This is a genomic window from Diaphorobacter caeni (assembly GCF_015354245.1).
GTDB classification, from domain to species: Bacteria; Pseudomonadota; Gammaproteobacteria; order Burkholderiales; family Burkholderiaceae_C; genus Diaphorobacter_A; species Diaphorobacter_A caeni.
This window is the reverse complement of record NZ_JADKYZ010000007.1, coordinates 74,035-96,627: the sequence shown is the minus strand read 5'-3', so window position 1 is coordinate 96,627 and position 22,593 is coordinate 74,035. Positions and strand designations below refer to the sequence as shown.

At 64.9% G+C, this 22,593-nt stretch carries 21 protein-coding genes and 1 pseudogene; 8 read left to right on the top strand and 14 right to left on the bottom strand.

From position 1 onward, the window contains the following. Positions 1-32: 32 nt before the first annotated feature. From ISG32_RS17620 to ISG32_RS17605, 4 genes are all read right to left on the bottom strand, one after another. Positions 33-1,739: a subtype B tannase gene (locus ISG32_RS17620; RefSeq protein ID WP_194772346.1), complete on the bottom strand. Its 1,707-nt coding sequence runs from the start codon at positions 1,737-1,739 to the stop codon at positions 33-35. 103 nt (positions 1,740-1,842) lie between these two features. Then, positions 1,843-2,880: a TRAP transporter substrate-binding protein gene (locus ISG32_RS17615; protein WP_194772345.1), complete on the bottom strand. Its 1,038-nt coding sequence runs from the start codon at positions 2,878-2,880 to the stop codon at positions 1,843-1,845. A gap of 36 nt (positions 2,881-2,916) precedes the next feature. Continuing rightward, a complete protein-coding gene (locus ISG32_RS17610; RefSeq protein ID WP_194772344.1) occupies positions 2,917-4,239 on the bottom strand; it encodes a TRAP transporter large permease in 1,323 nt (440 codons plus the stop codon). Continuing rightward, on the bottom strand, positions 4,236-4,766 hold the full coding sequence (locus ISG32_RS17605) for a TRAP transporter small permease (protein WP_194772343.1): 531 nt from the start codon (positions 4,764-4,766) through the stop codon (positions 4,236-4,238). The genes ISG32_RS17610 and ISG32_RS17605 overlap by 4 nt, the downstream gene beginning before the upstream one ends. A 292-nt stretch (positions 4,767-5,058) precedes the next feature. On the opposite strand from ISG32_RS17605, the gene ISG32_RS17600 reads away from it, so the two are divergent. From ISG32_RS17600 to ISG32_RS17590, 3 genes and pseudogenes are all read left to right on the top strand, one after another. Further along, on the top strand, positions 5,059-5,964 hold the full coding sequence (locus ISG32_RS17600; RefSeq protein ID WP_194772342.1) for a LysR family transcriptional regulator: 906 nt from the start codon (positions 5,059-5,061) through the stop codon (positions 5,962-5,964). 211 nt (positions 5,965-6,175) lie between these two features. Beyond that, positions 6,176-6,478, top strand: a pseudogene (locus ISG32_RS17595) (winged helix-turn-helix transcriptional regulator); the annotation flags it as partial. 313 nt (positions 6,479-6,791) lie between these two features. Then, positions 6,792-7,151 (top strand): FKBP-type peptidyl-prolyl cis-trans isomerase, encoded by a 360-nt coding sequence (locus ISG32_RS17590; protein WP_194772341.1) that lies wholly within the window; start codon positions 6,792-6,794, stop codon positions 7,149-7,151. Between the two features lie 73 nt (positions 7,152-7,224). Here ISG32_RS17590 and ISG32_RS17585 read toward each other — a convergent pair whose 3' ends face one another. The 4 genes from ISG32_RS17585 to ppsA form a co-directional block, all read right to left on the bottom strand. Continuing rightward, positions 7,225-7,707 carry a hypothetical protein gene (locus tag ISG32_RS17585; RefSeq protein WP_194772544.1) on the bottom strand — a complete coding sequence of 161 codons (483 nt, stop codon included), beginning with the start codon at positions 7,705-7,707 and terminating at the stop codon, positions 7,225-7,227. Positions 7,708-7,813: 106 nt separating this feature from the next. Next, positions 7,814-9,904: a VC_2705 family sodium/solute symporter gene (locus ISG32_RS17580; RefSeq protein WP_194772340.1), complete on the bottom strand. Its 2,091-nt coding sequence runs from the start codon at positions 9,902-9,904 to the stop codon at positions 7,814-7,816. Beyond that, complete coding sequence (locus tag ISG32_RS17575; RefSeq protein WP_194772339.1) at positions 9,897-10,202, bottom strand: DUF4212 domain-containing protein; 306 nt, start codon at positions 10,200-10,202, stop codon at positions 9,897-9,899. Before ISG32_RS17575 ends, ISG32_RS17580 begins: the two co-directional genes overlap by 8 nt. A gap of 27 nt (positions 10,203-10,229) precedes the next feature. Continuing rightward, positions 10,230-12,620, bottom strand: a complete 2,391-nt coding sequence (gene ppsA, locus ISG32_RS17570; RefSeq protein ID WP_194772338.1) for a phosphoenolpyruvate synthase — start codon at positions 12,618-12,620, stop codon at positions 10,230-10,232. 298 nt (positions 12,621-12,918) lie between these two features. On the opposite strand from ppsA, the gene ppsR reads away from it, so the two are divergent. Both ppsR and bchE read left to right on the top strand, forming a co-directional pair. Then, positions 12,919-13,740, top strand: a complete 822-nt coding sequence (gene ppsR / locus ISG32_RS17565; protein WP_194772543.1) for a posphoenolpyruvate synthetase regulatory kinase/phosphorylase PpsR — start codon at positions 12,919-12,921, stop codon at positions 13,738-13,740. An 89-nt stretch (positions 13,741-13,829) separates the two neighbouring features. Continuing rightward, on the top strand, positions 13,830-15,392 hold the full coding sequence (gene bchE, locus ISG32_RS17560) for a magnesium-protoporphyrin IX monomethyl ester anaerobic oxidative cyclase (RefSeq protein WP_194772337.1): 1,563 nt from the start codon (positions 13,830-13,832) through the stop codon (positions 15,390-15,392). 36 nt (positions 15,393-15,428) lie between these two features. Here the strand turns inward: bchE and ISG32_RS17555 are convergent, their stop codons facing one another. Then, positions 15,429-15,635 carry a YgaP family membrane protein gene (locus tag ISG32_RS17555; RefSeq protein WP_194772336.1) on the bottom strand — a complete coding sequence of 69 codons (207 nt, stop codon included), beginning with the start codon at positions 15,633-15,635 and terminating at the stop codon, positions 15,429-15,431. A gap of 186 nt (positions 15,636-15,821) precedes the next feature. Here ISG32_RS17555 and ISG32_RS17550 point away from each other — a divergent pair, with 186 nt between their 5' ends. After that, on the top strand, positions 15,822-16,190 hold the full coding sequence (locus ISG32_RS17550; RefSeq protein WP_194772335.1) for a carboxymuconolactone decarboxylase family protein: 369 nt from the start codon (positions 15,822-15,824) through the stop codon (positions 16,188-16,190). A gap of 40 nt (positions 16,191-16,230) precedes the next feature. Here the strand turns inward: ISG32_RS17550 and ISG32_RS17545 are convergent, their stop codons facing one another. Continuing rightward, positions 16,231-17,214 (bottom strand): LysR family transcriptional regulator, encoded by a 984-nt coding sequence (locus tag ISG32_RS17545; RefSeq protein ID WP_194772334.1) that lies wholly within the window; start codon positions 17,212-17,214, stop codon positions 16,231-16,233. Between the two features lie 155 nt (positions 17,215-17,369). Here ISG32_RS17545 and ISG32_RS17540 point away from each other — a divergent pair, with 155 nt between their 5' ends. Both ISG32_RS17540 and ISG32_RS17535 read left to right on the top strand, forming a co-directional pair. After that, entirely contained in the window at positions 17,370-17,648 is a 279-nt protein-coding gene (locus ISG32_RS17540; protein ID WP_194772333.1) for a DUF2798 domain-containing protein, read from the top strand. 73 nt (positions 17,649-17,721) lie between these two features. Then, positions 17,722-18,570 carry a DUF4261 domain-containing protein gene (locus ISG32_RS17535; RefSeq protein ID WP_194772332.1) on the top strand — a complete coding sequence of 283 codons (849 nt, stop codon included), beginning with the start codon at positions 17,722-17,724 and terminating at the stop codon, positions 18,568-18,570. 72 nt (positions 18,571-18,642) lie between these two features. On the opposite strand, the gene ISG32_RS17530 is transcribed toward ISG32_RS17535, so the two are convergent. From ISG32_RS17530 to ISG32_RS17515, 4 genes are all read right to left on the bottom strand, one after another. Next, positions 18,643-19,443, bottom strand: coding sequence for a heme ABC transporter ATP-binding protein (locus ISG32_RS17530; RefSeq protein ID WP_194772331.1), 801 nt, complete (start codon positions 19,441-19,443; stop codon positions 18,643-18,645). Further along, positions 19,440-20,486: a FecCD family ABC transporter permease gene (locus ISG32_RS17525; protein ID WP_228529907.1), complete on the bottom strand. Its 1,047-nt coding sequence runs from the start codon at positions 20,484-20,486 to the stop codon at positions 19,440-19,442. Before ISG32_RS17525 ends, ISG32_RS17530 begins: the two co-directional genes overlap by 4 nt. A gap of 84 nt (positions 20,487-20,570) precedes the next feature. After that, positions 20,571-21,458: a heme/hemin ABC transporter substrate-binding protein gene (locus tag ISG32_RS17520; RefSeq protein WP_194772329.1), complete on the bottom strand. Its 888-nt coding sequence runs from the start codon at positions 21,456-21,458 to the stop codon at positions 20,571-20,573. After that, positions 21,455-22,561: a hemin-degrading factor gene (locus tag ISG32_RS17515; RefSeq protein ID WP_194772328.1), complete on the bottom strand. Its 1,107-nt coding sequence runs from the start codon at positions 22,559-22,561 to the stop codon at positions 21,455-21,457. Before ISG32_RS17515 ends, ISG32_RS17520 begins: the two co-directional genes overlap by 4 nt. Between the last annotated feature and the right edge of the window lie 32 nt (positions 22,562-22,593).

Genomic DNA, 22,593 nt, shown 5'->3' with positions numbered 1-22,593 from the left:
CGGGTGGCAGTTGCGTGTGCGGGCGTCAGGGCTCAAAGCCCTTTGGCGTCCGCGTCCTTCAAGGTCTTGGCGATCCATGCCATGGCTTCGGGCACGTCGTAGTTGCCCGCGTGCGGCTGATCCCATGCGAGGCGGTAGTTCAGGTCGCTCACTTCGGCATCGGCCTTGAGCGCGCGCGCCAGATTCACCGACACGACGAAGGCCGTGTCGCGATCACGCGAGCCATGGCGCACATACCAGTACGGCGCGGTCTTGGAAGCACTGCCGATGTAGTTCATCGGATTGACCAGCTTGAGCTGCGTGGACACCAGCGTGGACGCGGAAAGGAACTGCGCCCAGGTCTGCCGGGTGTCATCCATGCCCGTGCCGTCGCCTGCGGTGTCGTTGTGCGTCCAGCCGTAGTCGGTGAAGTTGGAGTACACCTGCGCCGCCGTACCGAACAGCGACGACTCGCCCGACGACGCGGTGATCGCCATGCCGCTCTGGTCGAACGACGGTGCGTTCTTGAGCTTGGCCTGGGTGACGACAAACTTCAGGTACTTCGCCATGTCGAGCGACAGCACCTTGCCCGCCGCGTTGTCCACCGTCAGCCAGTCGTTGGTGTACTGGCCGGTCTGGCCCTGACTGGTGTAGGTCATCACCTCGCCGAGATTGGGAATCGTCTTGCCCGATGCCATGTAGATTTCGGCGGAACGCGTCACCTCGGCCTTCACTTCGTCCAGCATGTTGTCGGCCGTGAGCGCCGCGCCTGCGGAGGTCTTGAGGTTGAGCGACTTCTGGTAGTCCGCGAACTTCGCCATCAGCTCGGCGGAGCCCGTGGGATTGGGGTTCTGGCTGACGGTCGCACGCGTGCCGAGCACGTTGAACATCCATTCATAGAGGATGTCCGCGTTGCCCAGATCGGTGATCGGGCAGTAGGCGTTGATCGCGAGCACATCGTCCGCGAGCGTGCTCTTGCCCGAGGCGTCAATGCCGGCCGCTCCGGCTTCGGCCAGATAGCTGTTGTAGTCGGCGCTGTTGCCCGATGAGCCGAGAATCGACGACAGCCCGCCGCCGCCGCTCGTGCCGTTGACCACGATGCGCCTGGCGCTGCCGGGCATCAGCGAATCATTGAGCCGCAGATAGCGCACGGCGGCCTTCGCGTCCACCACCACCGAGGGCGACTTGCCTGGATACTTGCCATCCGCGCCCACCACGTTGCGGCTGCGCGTGGCCACGTCAATGTAGACATAGCCCGCCTTGAGCGCAGCGCCCACGTTGCTCGCGCTGCTGTCGAACGTGGCGCCATCCTTCACGCTGGCCTTGACGTAGCTGCTCATCCAGCCCCCATTGTTGACAGCGAAGTAGAGGGCGGTCTTCTGGTCGCTCGCGACGCTCTCGGGCACGAAGATGTTCATGCTCTGGTAGCCACACTTGGTGTTGCTGATGGCGATGGTCTGACCGAGCGAGGTCTGCGTCGCGGCCATCTCCGTCGGCTTGGCGACGTAGCAAACTTCCGGGTACCAGCGCACCGGCACCTTGGTGCCGTCGATGGTGACGTTGATCGTCGTGTACTTGGTCGCGTCGAACTTCAGCGCCGCATCGTTCACGCCCACCGCCGCCGCGCTGTCGTTGTCGCCATCGCCACCACCGCAGCCCGCAAGGCCGAGCGCAATGGCGCCGCACGCGGCCACGGCGAGCACGCTCCGTGCGAAGCCGGGAGTGCTGCCATGCCGTGTGTTCTTAATTCCCATCGTCATCGTTGTCTCCTTTGTTGTGTGTGCACTTTTTTCGGGACGAGTCATCCCCGGGCGTGCGCGCAGGCGCTCGCCCTGATCAGATCAGTTCTGGAAATGGGGCCGGTTAAGGCGTGGTCTTGGCCGCCTGCTTGGCGATCAGCGACTTGGCGTCGTCCAGCATCTTCTTGCCGTCGAGGCCCTTGCCGCTCATGTCCTTGACCCAGTCGGCCGAGAGCTTGTCGCCCAGCTTCTGCCAGGTCGCCAGCTCCGTCGCCGCGATCACGTTGGTCGTGTTGCTGGCGGTGAGCTTCTTGCCCTCCGCATCGGCCTGCACGAAGGCCTTGCCGATCTGTCCCGAGAACGCTTCGCCGCTGTTCGCGTCGATGACCTTCTTGAGGTCGGGCGGCAGCGATTCGTACTTGGCCTTGTTCATCGCGAAGATGAAGGTCGATGTATAGAACGCGGGCACGGCCGGATCGGTCTCCGAGTGGTACTTGACCAGCTCCTGGATCTTCACCGAGGGCACGACTTCATACGGCACGACCGCGCCGTCGATCACGCCCTTGGAGAGCGCGTCGCCGACCTGCGGCACCGGCATGCTGACCGGCGTGGCACCGAGCATCGCGATGAACTTGTTGGTCAGCCGCGTGGGCGCGCGCATCTTGAGGCCACGCAGATCGGCCATGGTCTTGACCGGCTTGCCCGTCATGTGGAACACGCCGGGGCCGTGCACGTGAAAGGCCAGTGGATGCACATCCTTGAACTCCTTCTGGCTGTGGATCTGCGCGTACTCCCAAAGCGCACGGCTCGTGGCCTCGGGCTTCTGCATCATGAAGGGCAGCTCGAAAGCTTCGAGGCTCGGGAAGCGGCCCGCCGTGTAGCCCGGCAGTGTCCAGACCACATCGGCCACGCCATCGCGCACCTGATCGAAGAGCTGCGGCGGCGTTCCGCCCAACTGCATCGACGGGTAGATCTGGCACTTCATCCTGTTGTTCGATTCCTTGGCGATCTTCTCGCACCAGGGCTGGATGAACAGCGTGCTCGCATACGACGTCTGGGGCAGATGGAAGTGGACCTTGAGCGTCACTTCCTGCGCCTGCGCGGGCGCTGCCATGGTCCCGATGGCGAGGGCGCAGGCTGTGAATGCCAGTTTGAATTGCATGTTCAGTCTCCTTGTTGTGTTTGTCGACAGGTTGAATCAGGTGAGCAGATGCACCAGCCACAGCGCGGTGGCGGGGAACACGATGAGCAGCGCGAGCCGCATCGCGTCGGTGATGAGGAAGGGAACCACGCCCTTGTAGGTCTCGACCATGGGCACGTCGCGCGCCAGGCCGTTCATGATGTAGACGTTCAATCCCACAGGCGGGAAGATCATGCCGATCTCGCAGACGGTGAGGATCAGGATGCCGAACCACAGCGCCTTGTCGCCCACCGAAAGTCCGAAGAAGTCCATGCCCATGATCACGGGGAACAGCGTCGGCACGGTCAGCAGGATCATGCTCATCTCGTCCATCACGCAGCCGAGCAGCACATAGAACAGCATCACGCCGGTGAGCACGAGCAGCGGCGGGATCTGCAGATGGCCGACCAGCTCGGCCAGTTGCGACGGCAGCTGCGAGAGCGCCAGGGCCGCGTTGATCATGTCCGCGCCGATGAAGATCAGAAAGATCATGCCGCTGGTCTGCGCCGTGGTACGCACGGCCGAGACGAACTTGCTGCGGTTGAGCTCGCCGCGCAACAGCGTGATCGCGCAGGTCATCACGTTGCCGATGGCCGCGCCCTCGGTCGCCGTGAAGAGGCCGCCGTAGATGCCGCCGAACACCACCGCGAAGATCGCGAGAATCGGCCAGACCTTGCCCGCCGCCTTGAGCACCTCGCGCGCCGAAATCGCCTGCGCGGCAGGAGCCTGCTCGGGATGGATGCGCACCATCACCATGATCGCGATGATGTAGCCAAGCGCGGCGATCAGCGCCGGCACGTAGGCCGCGAGGAACATCTTGGTGATGTTCTGCTCGGTGAGAATCGCGTAGACCATCAGCGTGACCGATGGCGGCAGCAGCACGCCCATGGTGCCGCCCGTGGCGAGCGCGGCCGTCGCGAGGCGGCCCGAGTAACCGATGCGGCGCATCTGCGGGTAGGCCACCTGGGCGATCGTCGCGGTGGTCGCCACGGTCGATCCCGAGATCGATCCGAAGGCCGCGCAGGCCAGCACGCCGGCCATCGCCATGCCGCCACGGAAGCGTCCTAGCAGCGCATTCGCGAAGTCGAACAGCGCCTTCGAAAGACCGCCCTGCACCGCCACCGCGCCCATCAGCATGAACAGCGGAATCACCGACAGGTCATACACCGACACCCGCCCGTAGACGGCGCCCTTCAGATGCGCAAGCAGCGGCATCCAGCCCGAGAGCACCATGTAGCCCACCGCACCGGGAATGAACATCGCCACCGCGATGGGCACGCGCACCGCCATCAGCACCAGCATGCCGGCGAACATCGCCAGGCCAATCGACATCGTGCTCATGCCTGCACCTCGCCATCCGCCTCGTCAGCAACGCCACGCAGCAGCTCGACGAGCTGCACGAGACCGATCAGCACGCACAGCGCAAGGCCCGGCAGCATCAGCACATAAGGAATCCACAGCGGCAGGTCCATCAGCATCGAGCGCTCCTGCGCGTCGTAGATGTCGATGCCGCCGACGGCCACGCGCCAGGTGACCAGCGCCAGCATCAGCGTGTACAGCAGCAGGCCGAAGGCATCCATCAGGCGCTGCGCGGAGGCGCTGGCCTTGGTCGTGAAGAAGTCGACAATGATGTTGGCGCGGCGAAACTGCGTGTAGGGAAGGAACGAGGCCACCACCACGGCGCAGCCAAGCTGCACCAGTTCCACGTCGCCGAGAATGGGATGAGAGAAAAATGCGCGTCCGACGACGCTCACCGTGGTCATCAACGCCAGCACCACCAACACCAAAGCCCCTATCGCAGCACTCGCATCGCAAAGCCACTCCAATCGGCGCATCGCAGGCGATGTCACCGCTTTTTGCTCTTCCATTAACTCGTCTCCTTTTGACCTCAATCAGCGACGATTGTCACTGTCGCTCGTAAGCATTTTTTGAAATGATCGGAGTCTAGAGAGCATGCAATGCGCAAGTAAGATGTCCTGCCTCGATGCGCAATAACTGGCGGTTATCACCCACGCGCAAACCCTTGGAACGTGTCTGCGATCTCAGTGCGAGGATTTGCAGCGCGGCAGATCACCAGAGGCCGCGCCTGCAAGACCGCGCAAAGGTCGCGCAGAGATCAGGCAGAGACCGCAAACACGTTCATCACGGAAGCCACTCACCATGAAACTCACCAACCTGCGCGCACTGGTGGCCGCCATCGAGGAAGGCAGCCTGCGATCCGCAGGAAAGCGTCTGGGCATTTCGCAGCCCGCGCTCACCAAACTGATACGCGAACTCGAGCGCGAGCTCTCGACCACGCTGCTGCATCGCTCGACCACCGGCGTGGTCGCGACGGCACAGGGCCTCGTGATGTATGAGCGCGCGATCGCCGCGGACCGCGAGCTCGTGCAGGCGGTCGAGCAGATCCGGCAGCTGGACGGCCACATGTCGGGCTCGCTCGCCATCGGCGCGGTGCCGCTCGCGGTGATGCTGCTGGTGCCCGAAACGCTGCGCACCTTCGGCAGCGCGTTTCCGGACATCAAGCTGCGCATCATCGAGGAGCTCTACATCGCGCAGCTCACGCGTCTGCGCAAGGGCGAGGTCGACATCGCGCTCGGTCCTCTTCCGGGCGATCTGCCTGCCGGTGAATTCGCGGTCGAGACGCTGATGCCGATCACCATGGTCGTCGTCGTGCGCAAGGGCAACCCGCTCGCACGCGCCAAGCGCCTGGCCGATCTCGCCGACGCGCCCTGGGTCTACACCGGTGCGCCGCCCGACTCGGGCTACGCCAAGACGCTGTTCGAGCAGCACGGCCTTGCGCCGCCGCCTGCGGGCGCGCTGGTCAATTCGACGCTCGGTCTGCTGTCCATCATCACCAGCGGCAACTGCGTGGGCCTGCTGCCCCAGCAGATCGCGCTGCACCCGCTCGCGTCGCAATACATCGACATCATCACGCTCAAGGAGGGCCCGCTGATGCTGACGCTGGGCGCGCTCGCGCGTGCCGAATCGCACCTCAAGCCCAGCGTGCGCCATTTCATGGCCCACCTGCATCGCGCGGCGCATCACTTGACCAAGATCAGCGCGTGAACGCTGCTTGAACTCCAACGCATCGCTCGGGCCGGTGGCGTCGGCACCACAGAAATTGAACCGCTTCCGTAAAGCCACCTTGCCGCAAAAGCTACCAAACTTGTAGCAAATTGGATTCCACGTTATATTGAGGCCGTTTTTTCGCCCCCCGCCCGGATGACCTCGTGCGCCGCGCGGTCCGCCCTCATTTCATGCGTAAGGAGAAGCGCTCATGAGCTCCAAGGACAACGCCGCCGTCAATCAGCTGTTCGAACGGCTCGAATGCCGCTACGCGATGCGTGTGCTGTGGGCGCTGCGTGACGGCCACCCGCAGACCTTTCGCCTGCTGCAGGACAGCGTGGGCGGCATCACCCCCAACACGCTGAACACCCGCATCAAGGAACTGCGCGAGGCCAGCCTGCTTGATCACGGCAGCGACGGCTACACGGTCACCCCGCTGGGTCAGGACCTGCTCAAACGCCTCTCGGACGTGCAACCCTTCGCCCTGCGCTGGGCGGCTACTCACCCGCGCAAGGTCACGGTGCGCGCCTCGTCAGCCAGCGCGGTGCCTCCCGCCGCTCTGGCGCAGGCCCCCACACCGGCACCGGCGCCTGCGGCGACCACGCCACTCGGTGATCCATGGCCCGGCGCTGGCGCGCAGGTCCGCCCCTCCTCGGGTGATCTGGACGACTGAGCCGCCCACATTCCGCCTCAGGCACGCCACCAACCCGCGCCCGTTCGCGGGTTTTGTGTTTTTTGGCACTATGCTTGCCGCATCGCCGTTGGCAGACCGCTCGCGCGGATCCGTGACGCAGCGATTTCCACATTCCATCCAAAGGACTCTCTCCATGACGTTCACCACCACCCCTTCCGGCCTGCAGTATCAGGACACCGTCGTCGGCGAAGGCGCCGAAGCCAAGGCCGGCGTGCCCGTGCGCGTGCACTACACCGGCTGGCTCTACAACGACGGCCAGCAAGGCGCCAAGTTCGACTCCAGCCGCGACCGCAACGACCCGTTTGAGTTCCCGCTGGGCTCCGGCATGGTCATCAAGGGTTGGGACGAAGGCGTGCAAGGCATGAAGATCGGCGGCCAGCGCACGCTGCTGATCCCCGCGGCTCTCGGCTACGGTGCACGCGGCGCGGGCGGAGTGATCCCTCCGAACGCCACGCTGAAGTTCGATGTGGAGCTGCTGGCGGTCGGCGGCTGATCCCGCTGATCCCGCAACGCCCTCGCACCAACGCGCCTTCGGGCGCGTTTTTTTCGCCTGTGTCGAGGCTGGATCAGCCGTGGAGCGCCTGATCCAGCCGCGCAAATTTGACGTCGCCCACGGCTGCGCGAATCTTGGGAGCGAGCGCCAGAAGTTCGCGGTAGCCGCCTGCGGATTCAACGGCGAGAGTCAACGGCAGGCCACGCAGGCCGAGGCCGGAGGTCAGTTCCGTGGCGATGCGGTAGGCATCCTGGTAGCGGTCGCCGGAACTGCGAAAGGACTCCGCGCCGAAACCGCTGGCACCGGTGGCTGCAGCTGGGGCAGAGTTGGCCGTCGTCGTGGCGGCGACGGGCGCGCTCACGAGCTCGAGCAGCCCCTGATCGACCATGCCCTGCACATCCTGCGCCGTGATCCCCATGGGAGCGGTGGCTTCGAGCACCTTCGCGAGCGTGCGCTTGCCATCAAACAGAATGAATGCGGAGCGTTGGCGCGGGGCCAACGACGCGTGCCGCTCCTTGAGCGCTTGTTGACCCGCTTGCGTCTTCACGTAAATCATCACTCACCTCACATCCGGGTCATTGAATTCGGTATCCAACCATCTCAAATGTTAATTTGATTGCATACCGGGAATCCCCGAAGGATGGCAAATATTTATTCTTTCGTTATGACGTTTTCGGTAGATTGTTTTTATCTTTACTTTCACGCGTCAGCCAACTCACGACCCAGGCGACCATGAATCCGAAAGGCACGCCGAAAACGCCCGCCGAGATCGGCTGGATGCCGAACCACAGTCCGTCCACCAACAGAAACGAGGGCACGACGGCGCGCACGGCAGCCACCTGCGAGAGCAGGTAATAGACGGTGATCAGCAGACCGCAGACCATCCCGGCCACCGCCCCTTCTCGGGTGGTGCCGCGCCAGAAGATGCCGAGCACCATCGCCGGGACGAAGGCCGATGCGGCGATCGAGAACGAGGCCGACACCATCGGCAGGATCTCCGATGGCTTGAGCGCGGCGACGAAGGCGGCGGACAGAGCCACGGTGAGCAAGGCGAACTTGGTCAGGATCACCCGCTGCTCGGGCGTGGCGCGGCGGCGGGTTTCACGGAAATAGAGGTCGCGCACCAACGCGTTGCTGATGGTGAGCAGCAGACCGTCTGCGGTGGAGAGCGCGGCGGCCAGCCCCCCCGCCGCGACGAGGCCCGAGATCACATAGGGCAGCCCGGCGATCTCGGGCGTGGCGAGCATGATGAGGTCGGCGCCGAATCGCATTTCACCGAACTGCAGAATGCCGTCTCCATTCATGTCCTCGACCGAGAGCAAGGCGCTGTCCAGGCGCGACCACTGGGCCATCCAGTTGGGCAGCGCGTCAAAGCTGCTGCCCACGAGGTTGTTCATGACCTCGTGCTTGACGAGCACCGCCAGCGCCGGCGCGCTGAGGTAGAGCAGCGCGATGAAGAACAGCGACCACGCGACCGACGAGCGTGCGGCGGCCACGGTCGGCGCCGTGTAGTAGCGCGTGAGCAGATGCGGCAGGCCGGCCGTGCCGACCATCAGACAGAACATCAGCGCGAGAAAATTGTTGCGCGAGTTCCTGAAGGCCTCGCGCTCTTCCGAGCTGCCCTCGGGATCGCCCGCAAACTCCTGGCTGTGGCGCGGCAAGCCGCCCAGCGGCCTGGCGCGCTCGTAGTTCTCGCGCATCTCGCGCGTCCAGAGTTCACGTGCGGCCTCGACATCGCGCGGCAGCTTCACCAGTTCGCGGCTGGCGGCGACGATCAGACCGACGTCCGCATTCTGCGCGCGCAGGCGCTGGATGCGTTCCCGGGCGGCGATGCGCTCGCGCTCGAGCGCGGCGTCCACGTCAGTGAGTCGCGCCTCGTACTCGCGCGCGCGGCGCAGGTAGGCGCGCTGCACTTCCTTCTCGGCTTCGGAGGCCAGCAGCCCGTCCTCCAGCTCGGCGATCTTGCCGATCTGCGCGCCGTATTCAAAGGTCGCGACCGGGGTGCCAAGCTGCTTGTAGGCAAGCCATGACACCGGAATCAGAAACGCCAGCAGAATGACGACATACTGCGCCACCTGCGTCCACGTGATCGCGCGCATGCCGCCGAGAAACGAGCACAGCAGCACGCCGCCAAGACCGAGCATGATGCCGATCTCGAACTGCACGCCGGTCAGTCGCGAGGCGATCAGGCCCACGCCGTAGATCTGCGCGACCACGTAGGTGAACGAGCAAAGCACCGCCGCCAGCGCGGCGATCACGCGCGGCCAGCGCCCGCCGAAGCGCACCTGGAAAAAATCGGGAATGGTGTAGAGATTCATCGCCCGCAGGTGCGGCGCGATCAGGATGGCGACGAGGCAGAAGCCCCCCGTCCAGCCAAGCAGATAGGCCAGCCCACCCGCCTGCCCCGGCAGCCCCGCGAAGCCCTGCAGATAGAGCGCGCCGGAGAGGCTGATGAACGAAGCCGCACTCATCCAGTCGGCAGCTGCGGCCATGCCGTTGTAGAACGGGGGAATGCGCCTTCCCGCGACGTAGTATTCCTCGGGGTCGGTCGTTCGCGCGTAGACGCCGATGCCCGCGTAGGCCATCACGGTGAGGAACAGGAAGATCGGCCCGATCCAGTGCCGCGACAGCCCCTGTTGCTCAGCCCAGGCCAGTGCGGCGATGAAGCCCAGCAGGCCGATCACATAGAGCGTGAGCGTGCGCGCCAGACGGCGGGAATACGAGCGAGCGCCCGAAGAACCGCCGTCACTCATCGCGGGAGGAGCCGCCCGACTCGCGCTGGAGATCCTGCCGCTCGAAATGGTTCATCGCTGCACAGTAAACGCAGACGATCACGATGAACATCAGGACTGCCCCTTGGGCGGCCATCCAGTAGCCGAATTTCCACTGTCCGATTTGCCACGTCAGATCGCGAACGAACCAGCATGCACCGAAGGTGACAAGCGCCCAGACGCAAAGAAGCCCGGCCTTGAGCCACAAGTGCCGGGCGTCATGCATGTCGGGCAGAAAGGGAATGCCCACCTGCTCTTCATTCTCGGAATGCGGCAGCATGTGGGCGGACTCCCTTCGCCGTCAGGCTCAGCCTGCGAGGTTCTGCCAGGTCGTGACGACGCTGTCAGGGTTCAGCGAGATCGACGAGATGCCCTGCTCGGCCAGCCACTTGGCGAAGTCCGGGTGGTCGCTGGGGCCCTGGCCGCAGATGCCCACGTACTTGCCCTGCGCCAGGCAGGCGTCGATGGCGCGCTTGAGCAGTGCCTGCACGGCAGGGTCGCGCTCGTCGAAGTCAGCGGCCAGCAGTTCCAGTCCGGAGTCGCGGTCCAGACCCAGCGTGAGCTGAGTCAGATCGTTCGAGCCGACCGAGAAGCCGTCGAAGTACTGCAGGAACTGCTCGGCCAGCACGGCGTTCGAGGGAACCTCGCACATCATGATGACCTTGAGCGAGTTCTCGCCGCGCTTGAGACCGTGCTCCGCGAGCAGGTTCGTGACGCGCTCGGCCTGCTTGAGGGTACGCACGAAGGGCACCATCACCTGGATGTTGGTCAGGCCCATCTCGTTGCGCACGCGCTTGAGCGCTTCGCACTCCATCGCGAAGGCTTCACCGAAGTCCTCGCTGATGTAGCGGGCCGCGCCACGGAAGCCGAGCATCGGATTCTCTTCTTCCGGCTCGTAGCGGCTGCCGCCGATCAGCTTGCGGTACTCGTTGGACTTGAAGTCCGACAGACGCACGATGACGGGCTTGGGCCAGAACGCCGCAGCGATTGTCGCCACACCTTCGGCCACCTTGTCCACGTAGAAAGCGCGTGGCGACGCATGGCCACGGGCCACCGATTCCACGGCCTTCTTCAGGTCGGCATCGACGGCTGGATAGTCGAGGATGGCCTTGGGGTGCACGCCGATGTTGTTGTTGATGATGAACTCGAGACGCGCCAGACCCACGCCTTCGTTGGGCAGCTGTGCGAAGTCGAAGGCCAACTGCGGGTTGCCCACGTTCATCATGATCTTGGTGCTGATCTTGGGCATCACGCCGCGCTGCACTTCGGTCACTTCGGTTTCGAGCAGACCGTCGTAGATCTTGCCGGTGTCGCCTTCAGCGCAGCTCACGGTCACAAGCGTGCCGTCCTTGAGCAGCGAAGTCGCATCGCCGCAACCCACCACGGCCGGAATGCCCAGTTCACGCGCGATGATCGCGGCGTGGCAGGTGCGGCCACCACGGTTGGTGACGATGGCGCTCGCGCGCTTCATCACGGGCTCCCAGTTGGGGTCGGTCATGTCGGTGACGAGCACGTCGCCGGCCTGCACCTTGTCCATTTCGGCGATGTCGTTCACCAGACGCACGGGGCCGGTGCCGATCTTCTGACCGATGGCGCGGCCTTCGGCGATCACGGTGCCGGTGCCCTTCAGCTTGAAGCGCTGCTCGGCCTGCCCCTTGGATTGGCTCTTCACGGTTTCGGGGCGCGCCTGCAGGATGTAGAGCTGGCCGTCAGTGCCGTCCTTGCCCCACTCGATGTCCATCGGACGACCGTAGTGCTTCTCGATGATCAGCGCATAGCGGGCCAGTTGCTCGACGTCGGCGTCGGTCAGCGAATAGCGGTTGCGCAGCTCAGGGGCCACGTCGGTGGTCTTCACCAGCTTGCCGGAGGCAGCCTTTTCCTCGGGCGTCGCGAACACCATCTGGATCAGCTTGCTGCCCAGATTGCGGCGGATCACCGACTTGTTGCCCGCTTCCAGCATGGGCTTGTGCACGTAGAACTCGTCGGGGTTCACGGCACCCTGCACCACGGTCTCGCCGAGGCCGTAGCTGGAAGTGATGAACACCACTTCTTCAAAGCCTGATTCGGTGTCGATGGTGAACATCACGCCAGCGGCGCCGGTGTCCGAGCGCACCATGCGCTGCACGCCGGCGGACAGGGCCACCACGTCGTGTTCGAAGCCCTTGTGCACGCGGTAGGAGATGGCGCGGTCGTTGTACAGCGACGCGAACACTTCCTTCATCTTGTGCAGCACGTCTTCGATGCCGACGACGTTCAGGAAGGTTTCCTGCTGACCGGCGAACGATGCGTCCGGCAGATCTTCCGCGGTGGCCGAAGAGCGCACGGCGAAGCTCGCCTGCGCGTTGCCTGCGGACAGGGTGGCGAAAGCGTCACGCACCGACTTTTCGAGGTCGGCGGGGAAAGGCTGGTTTTCCATCCAGCCACGGATTTCTGCACCGGCCTCGGCCAGCGCGCGCACGTCGTCCACGTTCAGCGAAGCGAGCTTCTTGCTGATGCGGTCGGCGAGGCCCTCGTGCTTGAGGAATTCGCGGAACGCGTGGGCGGTGGTGGCAAAACCCGTCGGCACGCGAACGCCTTCGGGCAGTTGGGAGATCATTTCGCCGAGCGAGGCGTTCTTGCCGCCTACGACTTCGACGTCGCTCATTCTCAGGTTCTCAAACGGAACGACCAAGGCGGTCGTTTCATAGAGTGCAGACATGGGGAAGCTCCAGAGTTTAAAAACCGGTGCAGGCCTGCAGCGCTCGAACTCAACGATGTCGGCTCAATGGCCGGTATTGAGCGCGCACGACCCATTCCCACGTCGCCGGGCGAAGTGCTTTGATGTTCTGGTTGTGGACCGCCAATGAACAACATGGGAAGGAAATTGGGAATAATGGGCGCCATTGTAGAGCCCGATTGATCGCGATGCGCAAAGTGATCGAACCCAGCCCGACTGCCAAGGCAGGTTTTGCGCGTGACTTCCCGGATACTGAAATATGAGCACTTCTCCACGTGCAATGCACACCCACACGATTTTCGTGATCTCTGACGGCACCGGCATCACCGCCGAAACCTTCGGCACCGCCATCATGGCCCAGTTCGAGACCAAGCCCCGACTGGTGCGCATCCCGTTTGTGGATTCCATCGACAAGTGCCACCAGGCCATCCGCCAGGTCAACCACGTGGCCGAGGTCGAGCACAAGAAGCCCATCGTCTTCACCACGCTGGTGAATCAGGAAATGCTCGACCTGATCGAGACCCAATGCAAGGGCAAGGTGTTCGACATGTTCGGCACCTTCGTGCGCCCGCTGGAGATCGAGCTGGGCCAGAAATCGCTGCACCGCGTGGGCCGCTTCGCCGACATCAGCGAGAGTAAGGAATATCTGGAGCGCATGGAGGCGATCAACTACACGCTCGCCCATGACGACGGCCAGACGCATACCGACCTGACCGGAGCGGACGTGATCCTCGTGGGCGTGAGCCGCAGCGGCAAGACGCCGACCAGCCTCTATCTGGCGATGCAGTTCGGCCTCAAGGTCGCGAACTACCCGCTGATCCCCGAGGACTTCGATCGCAAACAATTGCCCCCGGCGCTCGAGCCCTACCGCAAGAAGCTGTTCGGCCTGACCATCGACCCACAGCGCCTCTCGAGCATCCGCAACGAGCGCCGCCCGGACTCGAAGTACGCAAGTCTGCAGAACTGCCGCTACGAGGTGTCCGAGGCCGAGGCGATGATGCGCCGCTCGGGCATCGGCTGGCTTTCCAGCACCACCAAGTCGATCGAAGAGATCGCGACGACCATCCTGCAGGAAGTGCTGCCGCAGCATCTGGGACACTGACGCCCGACTTCACCGTCGGCTCACATACGCCTCAAACTGGCGGCACAGCCACTGCCTAGCATGGCGGCAACCCATCACAGGAAGCCGCCATGAAGATCGTCCTGATCAACCCGCCCCACACCGCCATCGGCAGCCGCATGCCGAAGGAACATCTGCCGCCACTCGGCCTGCTCAGCGTCGGCGGTCCGCTGATCGACGCGGGCTTCGAGGTGGCGTTGATCGACGCGGAATTCGGGCCGATGCCGCTCGCCGCCATCGTCGATCAGGTGATGGACCACGCGGCGGATGTGGTGATGCTCGGCCACTCGGGCTCCAGCTCGGCGCATGCCACGGTGGTCGAGCTCTGTGCGCTGCTCAAGCAGCGACAGCCCGCGCTCACCATCGTCTACGGCGGCGTGCACCCCACCTATCTGTGGGACGAGATTCTGCGGGACTGCCCGAACATCGATTTCATCGTGCGCGGCGAAGGCGAGCAGACGGCGCTGAGCCTGATGCAGGCGCTCGCGGGCATTGACGAGGTGGATCTGCGCGCCCTGCCCGGCATTGCCTTGCGGGATGAAGGCATCCCCGTCGCCACGGCCGATGCGCCCATGATCCGCCGCCTCGACGACTATCGCGTGGGCTGGGAGCTCATCGACCACAGCCGCTATTCCTACTGGGGCGGCAAGCGCGCCGTGGTCGCGCAGTTCTCGCGCGGCTGCCCGCACCTGTGCAGCTACTGCGGCCAGCGCGGCTTCTGGACGCAGTGGCGGCACCGCGACCCGGTGCTGTTCGCCAAGGAGCTCGCCCGGCTGCACCGCGAGCATGGCGTCGAGCTGATCAACTTCGCCGACGAACTGCCCACCGGCTCGCGCGCGATGTGGAAGGCGTTTCTCGAGGCGCTGATTGCCGAGGACGTGCCGCTGCTGCTGGTCGGCTCGACCCGCGCGGGCGACATCGTGCGCGACCGCGACATTCTTCATCTCTACAAGAAAGCCGGCGTGATCCGCTTTCTGCTGGGCATAGAAAGCTACAGCGACGCCACGCTCGCCAGCATCCGCAAGGGCGCGACGACCAGCGAGGACCAGCAGGCCATCGCCCTCCTGCGCGAGCACGGCATGCTGTCAATGGCGACCTACGTGGTGGGTTTCAGCGAGGAAGGCGACGCGGATTTCTGGCGCTCGTTCCGGCACTTGGTGCGCTACGACGCGGACCAGATCCAGCTGCTCTACGCCACGCCGCACCGCTGGACGCCGTTCTACGCCGAGGTGGAAGGCCGCAAAGTCATCCAGACCGACACCCGCCGCTGGGACTACAAGCACCAGGTCATCGCCAACCCGCGCGTGCCCGCCTGGCGCGTGTTTCTATGGTTCAAGCTTATCGAGGTGACGGTGCAGCTGCGCCCGCGCGTGCTCGCCCGCACCCTGCTGCACCCGGCCCCCGAGTACCGCCACGCCATGCGCTGGTACACCCGCATCGGCCGACGCGTCTGGTTCCATGAGGTCTGGGAGTTCCTGACGCGAACCAGGCACGACCACAGCGGCACGACGCTGCGCGCCTTCGCGGGAGCCAGCCTCGCCAAACGCGAATATGCCCTCGCCCGCCGTGCGCCGAAGACGCCGCGCCCAATGATTCGGTGGATCACAAAAGCCGAAGCCTCAGAGCAGGTCTGAGATCGTCAACACGCTCTGAGACTACGGCCGCCCCGATCAACCCTGGCGCTTGCCGGCATCCAGCGGACACGAGTTCATGCCCAGCAGCGTATAGAGCGGACAGAAGCGGAACAGTCCCGTGGCCAAAGGAACGATGCCCAGCCAGCCCCACCAGCCGACCATCCCGGTGGCGGCAAGACCGATCAGCACCAGACCGACCACGATGCGAAGCACGCGGTCGAAACCGCCGACATTGAATTTCATGGGAACTCCTTGAGTGAAGCGGATGAGTTCCTGCGTCCCGTTCGCAACGACAGCGAAGCGGATGGGTCGCAGGGCTTTGATATCAATATGCAATTGAATATTATATTTTTTTGTATATTATTTCAAGCAGCTTGTGTTCAACCCGCTTTTGAACGTCCTCCTCAACCCATTTCAAGGAATCTCTGCATGACCGCCACCACCAGCTACAGCCAGCTCACCCGCGACATCAGCGGCAACATCGCCGCCCTGCACAAGGGCGTTCCCGGCGTGATGAAGGGCTTTGGCGACATGGCCAAGGCCGCCATCGCCGACGGTGCGCTCGACGCCAAGACCAAGGAGCTGATCGCCCTGTCCATCGGCGTGGCCAACCGCTGTGACGGCTGCATCGGCTTTCACACCAAGGCTCTGGTGCGTCTGGGCGCCACTCAGGCCGAACTTGACGAAGCACTCGGCGTGGCCGTCTACATGGGTGGCGGCCCTTCGCTGATGTACGCGGCCAATGCGGTCGCGGCATTCCGGGAATTTGCGGGAGCCGCCGCACCCGCCACCGCTTGAACCCCTCCAGCCCGCCCGAGCCCCCGCTCGGGCCGCCCGTTCATTGCGAGCGCTGCATGCCCGGTTGCTGCGGCAGCACCTCGACCAGATAGTCGACCAGCGCACGCACCTTGGACGGCACATATTTCCGGTCGCGAAAGCAGGCGAAGAAATCCAGCGGAAGCGAATCGAACTGCAGCTGTCCCTTGCGCGCGGGCTTGAGGTGGATGGGCACCAGTTGCCCCTCCTGCACGTAGCGCTCGGCAATCGGCAGCGGCGGGCTGCCCGCGTTCTGCAGATAGCGCTGGGCGATGAAACTGCCCGCCCAGACGATGCCGCCGCCCGCGCGCGCATATTCGACCAGCGAGTCGATGTCGGTCGCCACCGCGCCGATGCGCAGTTGCGGCTCCACCGGTTTGCCATCGCGCGAGAACGGCCAGCGCATGAAGCGCCCGTCGCTGCCGCGCCGGTAGATCAGGCAGGCGTGCTGCAGCAGGTCTTGCGCCGTCTGCGGCGTGCCGTGCTCACGCAAATATGCGGGCGACGCGCACAGGATGCGCGGAACCGCCACCAGCGGGCGCACCGACATGCCAAGCTCCAGCGCATCGCGGTATCGCACGCTCACGTCCACGTCCTCCTTGAGCACGTTGACGTTGTGGTCGGTGATCAGCAGCTCCAGCTCCAGCCGGGGATGCCGTGCCGCGAACGCGGGCAGCAACGGCGAGAGCACATGGCGGCCAAACGCCGTCATGCAGGCGATGCGCAAGCGGCCCTGCAGTTCGCCATGGATCAGTGACAGGTCCGACTGCGCGCGCTCCAGTTCCTCGAGCACCGGCGCCACGCGCGTCAGATAGCGCTCGCCCGCCTCGGTCAGCGCCATCGAGCGCGTGGTGCGCGTGATCAGCCGCGTGCCCAGCTCCTTCTCGAGCCGGGCGATGTTCTGGCTGGCCGCTGCGGGAGAGATGCCGAGTTGGCGCGCAGCCGAGGCGATGCTGCCGCCTTCCAGCGCTTTGACGAAGGTTTCGATGGCTCTGAGATTCGGCATAGGGAGCAACGACTATAACAAGCCATTCGTAAGTTTTGCTTACGGGTCTGTCAAGCTCCGCAGGTCTACCGCCAGCGCCGCATCGTGGCTACAGTTCAGGACCGTTCCATTTCCACCAGATTCGCCGCAGGTCGGCGAACCCCGTGCCTTTTTTCATGTCCCGATCCAATACCGCAAACACTGCCCAGCCCCGCCCCGCCAGCCGCAAGATCCACCGCAAGTACACCCAATTCGTCTTCGCCCTCTACATGTCCGCGATCATGGCCTTGCTGATGTGCTCCGTCATCGTCGGCGTGAACTCCGGCCTCGGCAGCGGTTACCTGCAGCGCGTGCTGCAGACCTACCTGCTGGCCATGCCCGTGGCTTTTTTCTGCGTGCTCGGCGTTCGCCCGCTCGTGATGAAGCTGGTGGCGGCGACGGTCGATCTGGGCTGATTGCCCGCTCCTACACCGGGTTCGAAGAGTGTCGTGCTAGCCTGTCGCCATTCCAGCTCCTGAGACGCCTTTCATGACTGAAGAATCGACAGAGACATCTCCGCGCAACGCTCCCGACATGTGGCAGTTCGAGGCGCTCTACGCCGCGCCGCCGCAGTTGGATGGAGAAACGCTGCGTGCAGCGTTGGAAGAGTATCTCGGAGAGGTGCATTTGATCTCGAACGGATCAGACAGCAAGGCGCTCATGTTCGCGCTGCAAGACTATTGCGTGGACTACGGCGACAAGAAAAGCATGCCCAGCCAGATCGCGATCCTGCATGCCGACAAGCCTGTCGATCCCGATGAATATGCCGAAGCGATCCAGCAGACCTGGGACTGGCCCGACAAAGAAAAAGCCATTGCGCAAAGCACGCACTGCGTGCTGGTGACCGAGTTCATGGGTCGTGGGCTGGAGGTCGAGGATCGCCTCGAAATCCTTCAGGCGATCATGCACGTGATCATCGAAAACGGCGGCGTCACGGCCATCAGCCAGTCCAACGCCCGCTGCCTGCTCAATCCCGCAACCTATATCCAGAACCACGCGGATGGCTATGTGTACTACGGGACGCTCAACGTGCGCTTCTTCAACATCAGCAACCACGAGGGCGACATGCTGATGGACAGCGTGGGCTGCAGCGTTTTTGGCGTACCCGATGTGCAATGCCATTTCCGCCAGCTCGATCCGTCGGAAGTCTCGCGCTTCGTCTTCAACTCCGCCGTCTATCTGATCCAGAACGGCGACGTGATCGAAGACGGGCACACGCTGGCCGGCATCGAGAAAGGCAGCAAATGGCGTTGCCAGCACGAGGACGCGCTGGTGAAGCCGGAGCGAGTGGTACTGGACGCAGACCCCGGCAAGCCCTACGCAGCAGGCAATCGCTAAGAGCGCGTTGGCGATCTCCACTCGGTCTTGCAGGCGCAGCCTCGCGATGAGGTCGTCAACACGCGCTGAAGCCTACTCCCCGCTGAACAGAAACTGCGGCAGACCATCGCTCGCCGCCACCTGAGTGCATCGCACGCCCCAGACCTGATGGATGCGCTCGGGCACCAGCACCTCGTGCACCGGCCCGACCACGCATTCGCCGTGGCCGAGGATCAGCACCTCGTGCGCGTAGCGCAGGGCGAGATTCACATCGTGCACCACCGCAACCACGCCCATGCCCTGCTCCTCGGCAAGGCTGCGCAGCAGCGCCATGCTGTGATGCTGGTGGGCTAGGTCGAGCGCGGCGGTCGGCTCGTCGAGCAGCATCCAGCGCGCGGCGGCATCCTGCGGCGGCTCCCACACTTGCGCCAGCGCGCGTGCGAGATGCGTGCGGGCGCGCTCGCCACCCGAGAGCGTGTTGATGCTGCGATGCGCGAGATGGTCCACGCCGGTGCGCTGCATGGCGCTGCGCACGATGCCGGCTTCGTCGGTGCTCGGGCGGTGCCTATGCGGATAGCGCCCCAGCTCCACCACTTCGAGCGCGGTGAAATCAAACGCCACGCCGCAGTCCTGCGGCATCACCGCGCGCCGCAGGGCGATCTGCTCGGGCGCGTGCAGAGCCACCGGTTTTCCGTCGAACATCACCTCGCCCGACTGCGGCGCGCGCTCGCCGATCAGCGTGGCCAGCAGCGTCGACTTGCCCGCGCCGTTGGGACCGAGGATCGCGGTGAAGCGCCCCGGTCGCAGCTGCGCGTTCACCGTCGCCAGACGCGGCCCGCGCGCGATGCCCACGCCGAGCGCGCGGCATTCGATCAAGCCCTGCGTCATAGTCATACCTTGCTCCTGAACTGTCTGAGCATCAGCAGAAACAGCGGCACGCCGATGAACGCGGTGAGCACGCCAAGCGGCAGCTCGGCCGGTTTGACGATGGTGCGCGCAACCGCATCGGCCAGCACCACCAACGTCGCACCCAGCAGCGCGGAGCCCGGCAGCACGACGCGATGATCTGGCCCCGCCACCATGCGCACCCAGTGCGGCGCGATCAATCCTATGAACCCGATGATGCCCGTCGTCGCCGTCACCGCGCCCACGGCCAGCGCCGTGATCAGCACCGCAAGCCGCTTGGTGCGCTCCACGCGGATGCCAAGCAGGTGCGCCTGGGCCTCGCCAAGCGCGATGGCATTGAGCGGCTGCGCCAGACGCTGCGCGGCCACGAGGCTCACGCCCACCGCCGCGCACACCAGCACCACCGCCGACCAGCGCGACGCCCCGAGGCTGCCGAGCAGCCACATCTGCAGATTGCGCAATTGTTCGTCGCTGGAGATGAAGCTCAGAAACCCCAGACCGGCCCCGGCGAGCGCGTTGATTGCGATTCCCGCCAGCAGCATCAGGCCGATGCGCGTGCCGCCCTGCACCTGTCCGAGCGCGTAGACCAGCATGGTCACCAGCAGCCCACCACCGAAGGCCATGCAGACCAGCGGCCAGCTGCCGAGCGTGCGCGGCAGCTCTGGAAACCAGACGCCGCCCATCACGATGGTGATGCCCGCCGCCAGCGCCGCGCCGCTGCTCACCCCGATGAGGCCCGGATCGGCCAATGGGTTGCGAAACAGCCCCTGCAGCAGCGCCCCCGCCATGCCCAGTCCTGCGCCTGCCGCCACGCCCATCAGCAGGCGCGGCAACCGGATGTTGAAGAACACCAGATGATCGGCCGCAGGCGGCACGTTGCCGACCATGCCCGACCACAGCAGCGTCAAAAGCCGCTCGCCGGAGATGCCGTAGGCGCCGCTCGCGCTGCCCACCACCACGGCCACGAGCAGCAGCACCGCGCCCAGCATCAGCGTGGCGCGGCGCGTGAGGCGGCCGTTCGGCATTCGCATGCGACGCAGATCCCATGAAGGCAGGGGCCGCGAAGAGGTCACATCACTCATGAAACTCGACATGTCGTGAACGATGGTCGTGGCTCAGGCCAGCAGCGCCTGCATGCGCTCGTGCGCGGTCTTCACCGCGCTCGGAAAACGCGGGCCAAAGCCCAGCAGAAAGTTGGCCTCGATGCTCACCAGCGCCCTGCGCGCGAACGCGGGCGTGAGCGCGAGCTCCGGGCGCTTCCAGAACGCCGCTTCACCGCCCAGCGCTTCAATGCCCTGCGTGGTGTTGACGATCACATCGGGCGCGGCGCTTGCCATGGCTTCGGCGGTGAGCGCGCGATAGCCTTGGAATTCGCTGACCGCGTTGATGCCGCCCGCATAGCGGATCAACGCATCCGCTCCCGTGCCCCGCCCAGCCACCTGCGGCGATCCGCCATGCGACAGGATGAACAGCGCGCGCGGCTTGCGCTTGGCCGCCGCGACCGTGCTCTGCACACTCGCCCATTCGGCGTTCAGCCGCTCCATCAGTGCCTTGGCATCCGACTCGCGCCCGGTCTCGCGCCCCACGAGCTGGACCTTGGTCTGCACCTCGCTCCAGTCGTGCTGCACCGGGGTCAGCGCCACGCGCACGCCGGCCTGCCGGATCTGGTCAAGCACCACGGCGGGCCCCGCCTCCTGCGTGCCGATCACCACGTCCGGCTTGAGCGACAGCACCCCTTCGGCAGACAGCTGGCGCATGTAGCCCACCTTGGGCGTGCGCGTGGCCGCTTCGGGAAACAGGCTGGTCGTATCGGAGGCCACCAGTTGGTCCTGCGCATTCAGCAGATAGACGATCTCGGTGAGCGATCCGCTCAGCGAGATCAGGCGCCCTCCACTCCCTCCTTTTTTGTTCTGCGCCCACGCGCCCGGCACAGCCATCACCATGCCGGCAGCGCCCAGCCATTGCAGACTCCGGCGACGCGCCGGATTGCGCGCGGCGCTCATGCGGCCACCTCCTCGCGCTGACCGGCGCGCGGCAGCCGCGCGACCAGCTCGCGCCAGCCCTCGAGCTCATGCATGCCCGGCTTGCGTTCGCCAAAGAACATGGCCATCAGATCACCGCTTTGGTCGAACACCTCCACCGAGGTGACGATGCCGTCCTCCGTGGGCTTGCGCACCAGCCAGGTCGCGCCGATCAGGTCGGTGCGCAGATGCAGGTTGAAGCCCTTGTCGAGCACGTTGATCCAGCGCGCGCCGCTCGCCGTATCGAGCGGGCGGATGTTGCTCACCGGGCCCGTGTGGATCTGGATGCAGCCGGGGTTCGGCACGAACACCATGATGGACAGACCGCTCTCTGCCGCATCGCTCAGAAGCCGCGTCACGCTGTCCTCGGCCAGCGCCTCGGTGAACGCGCCCTGCGTCAGCCGCAGCGCCTGCTGGCGCTCCGCGCCAAAGCGGCGCAGCATTTCGAAGAACTCGTGCGTGTCCTTCATCGCGGCCCAGGCGTCGCGCAGACCGGCCACGTCGATGTCGGCATCGGGCGGCACGGGCTTGCGCGGCTTGGGCGCATCGAACTCCACGTTGCCATCTGCAGCGCTTGCAAAGCGTTCGATCAGCGCATCCCACGCCTGCATGTCCGTGGCCTCGCGGGCGTAGACCTTGTGCACGGCCACGCCGTGATGGTCGTAGAACTGCAGACTGCGCATCGCGGGCTTGTCGGCGCGGGCCGCGCTTTCCGTCACGGCAAACCCGGCCCGCCAGTGCATGAAGAACAGACGCAGATCGATCTCGCGCGACAGGGCAATGCCGATGGGGCCGGTGGCGGAGAGTTGCTGGTAGACGCCGTCCTTCTCGTGCACGGTGGACTCGTTGCGCGTGAGCGCCATCACCGTGCCGCAGGCTTCGAGCGCCTTCAGAATGTCCAGCCATTCGCCGCGCAACGCCGTGGCCTTGAGCGGCTCGGCGTGCTCGCCCTGATGGGCCGCGACCACCGCGCCTTCGCTCAGTTGCAGGGCCTCTGCGGCGTCCTTGGCGCGCAGGCCTTGCGTGCGCTTTTCGGCGAACCGTTGGCGGATGCCGGCGGCGTTGGATTGAAGTGTCTCGTTCATCGTGATGGATCCTTGGTTGCTTGAAAGGCGGC

Bases quoted from the DNA above. Each gene is read 5' to 3' on its own strand.
- ISG32_RS17620 (WP_194772346.1), bottom strand. From the start codon at position 1,739: ATGACGATGGGAATTAAGAACACACGGCATGGCAGCACTCCCGGCTTC.
- ISG32_RS17615 (WP_194772345.1), bottom strand. From the start codon at position 2,880: ATGCAATTCAAACTGGCATTCACAGCCTGCGCCCTCGCCATCGGGACC.
- ISG32_RS17610 (WP_194772344.1), bottom strand. From the start codon at position 4,239: ATGAGCACGATGTCGATTGGCCTGGCGATGTTCGCCGGCATGCTGGTG.
- ISG32_RS17605 (WP_194772343.1), bottom strand. From the start codon at position 4,766: ATGGAAGAGCAAAAAGCGGTGACATCGCCTGCGATGCGCCGATTGGAG.
- ISG32_RS17600 (WP_194772342.1), top strand. From the start codon at position 5,059: ATGAAACTCACCAACCTGCGCGCACTGGTGGCCGCCATCGAGGAAGGC.
- ISG32_RS17590 (WP_194772341.1), top strand. From the start codon at position 6,792: ATGACGTTCACCACCACCCCTTCCGGCCTGCAGTATCAGGACACCGTC.
- ISG32_RS17585 (WP_194772544.1), bottom strand. From the start codon at position 7,707: ATGATTTACGTGAAGACGCAAGCGGGTCAACAAGCGCTCAAGGAGCGG.
- ISG32_RS17580 (WP_194772340.1), bottom strand. From the start codon at position 9,904: ATGAGTGACGGCGGTTCTTCGGGCGCTCGCTCGTATTCCCGCCGTCTG.
- ISG32_RS17575 (WP_194772339.1), bottom strand. From the start codon at position 10,202: ATGCTGCCGCATTCCGAGAATGAAGAGCAGGTGGGCATTCCCTTTCTG.
- ppsA (WP_194772338.1), bottom strand. From the start codon at position 12,620: ATGTCTGCACTCTATGAAACGACCGCCTTGGTCGTTCCGTTTGAGAAC.
- ppsR (WP_194772543.1), top strand. From the start codon at position 12,919: ATGCACACCCACACGATTTTCGTGATCTCTGACGGCACCGGCATCACC.
- bchE (WP_194772337.1), top strand. From the start codon at position 13,830: ATGAAGATCGTCCTGATCAACCCGCCCCACACCGCCATCGGCAGCCGC.
- ISG32_RS17555 (WP_194772336.1), bottom strand. From the start codon at position 15,635: ATGAAATTCAATGTCGGCGGTTTCGACCGCGTGCTTCGCATCGTGGTC.
- ISG32_RS17550 (WP_194772335.1), top strand. From the start codon at position 15,822: ATGACCGCCACCACCAGCTACAGCCAGCTCACCCGCGACATCAGCGGC.
- ISG32_RS17545 (WP_194772334.1), bottom strand. From the start codon at position 17,214: ATGCCGAATCTCAGAGCCATCGAAACCTTCGTCAAAGCGCTGGAAGGC.
- ISG32_RS17540 (WP_194772333.1), top strand. From the start codon at position 17,370: ATGTCCCGATCCAATACCGCAAACACTGCCCAGCCCCGCCCCGCCAGC.
- ISG32_RS17535 (WP_194772332.1), top strand. From the start codon at position 17,722: ATGACTGAAGAATCGACAGAGACATCTCCGCGCAACGCTCCCGACATG.
- ISG32_RS17530 (WP_194772331.1), bottom strand. From the start codon at position 19,443: ATGACTATGACGCAGGGCTTGATCGAATGCCGCGCGCTCGGCGTGGGC.
- ISG32_RS17525 (WP_228529907.1), bottom strand. From the start codon at position 20,486: ATGCGAATGCCGAACGGCCGCCTCACGCGCCGCGCCACGCTGATGCTG.
- ISG32_RS17520 (WP_194772329.1), bottom strand. From the start codon at position 21,458: ATGAGCGCCGCGCGCAATCCGGCGCGTCGCCGGAGTCTGCAATGGCTG.
- ISG32_RS17515 (WP_194772328.1), bottom strand. From the start codon at position 22,561: ATGAACGAGACACTTCAATCCAACGCCGCCGGCATCCGCCAACGGTTC.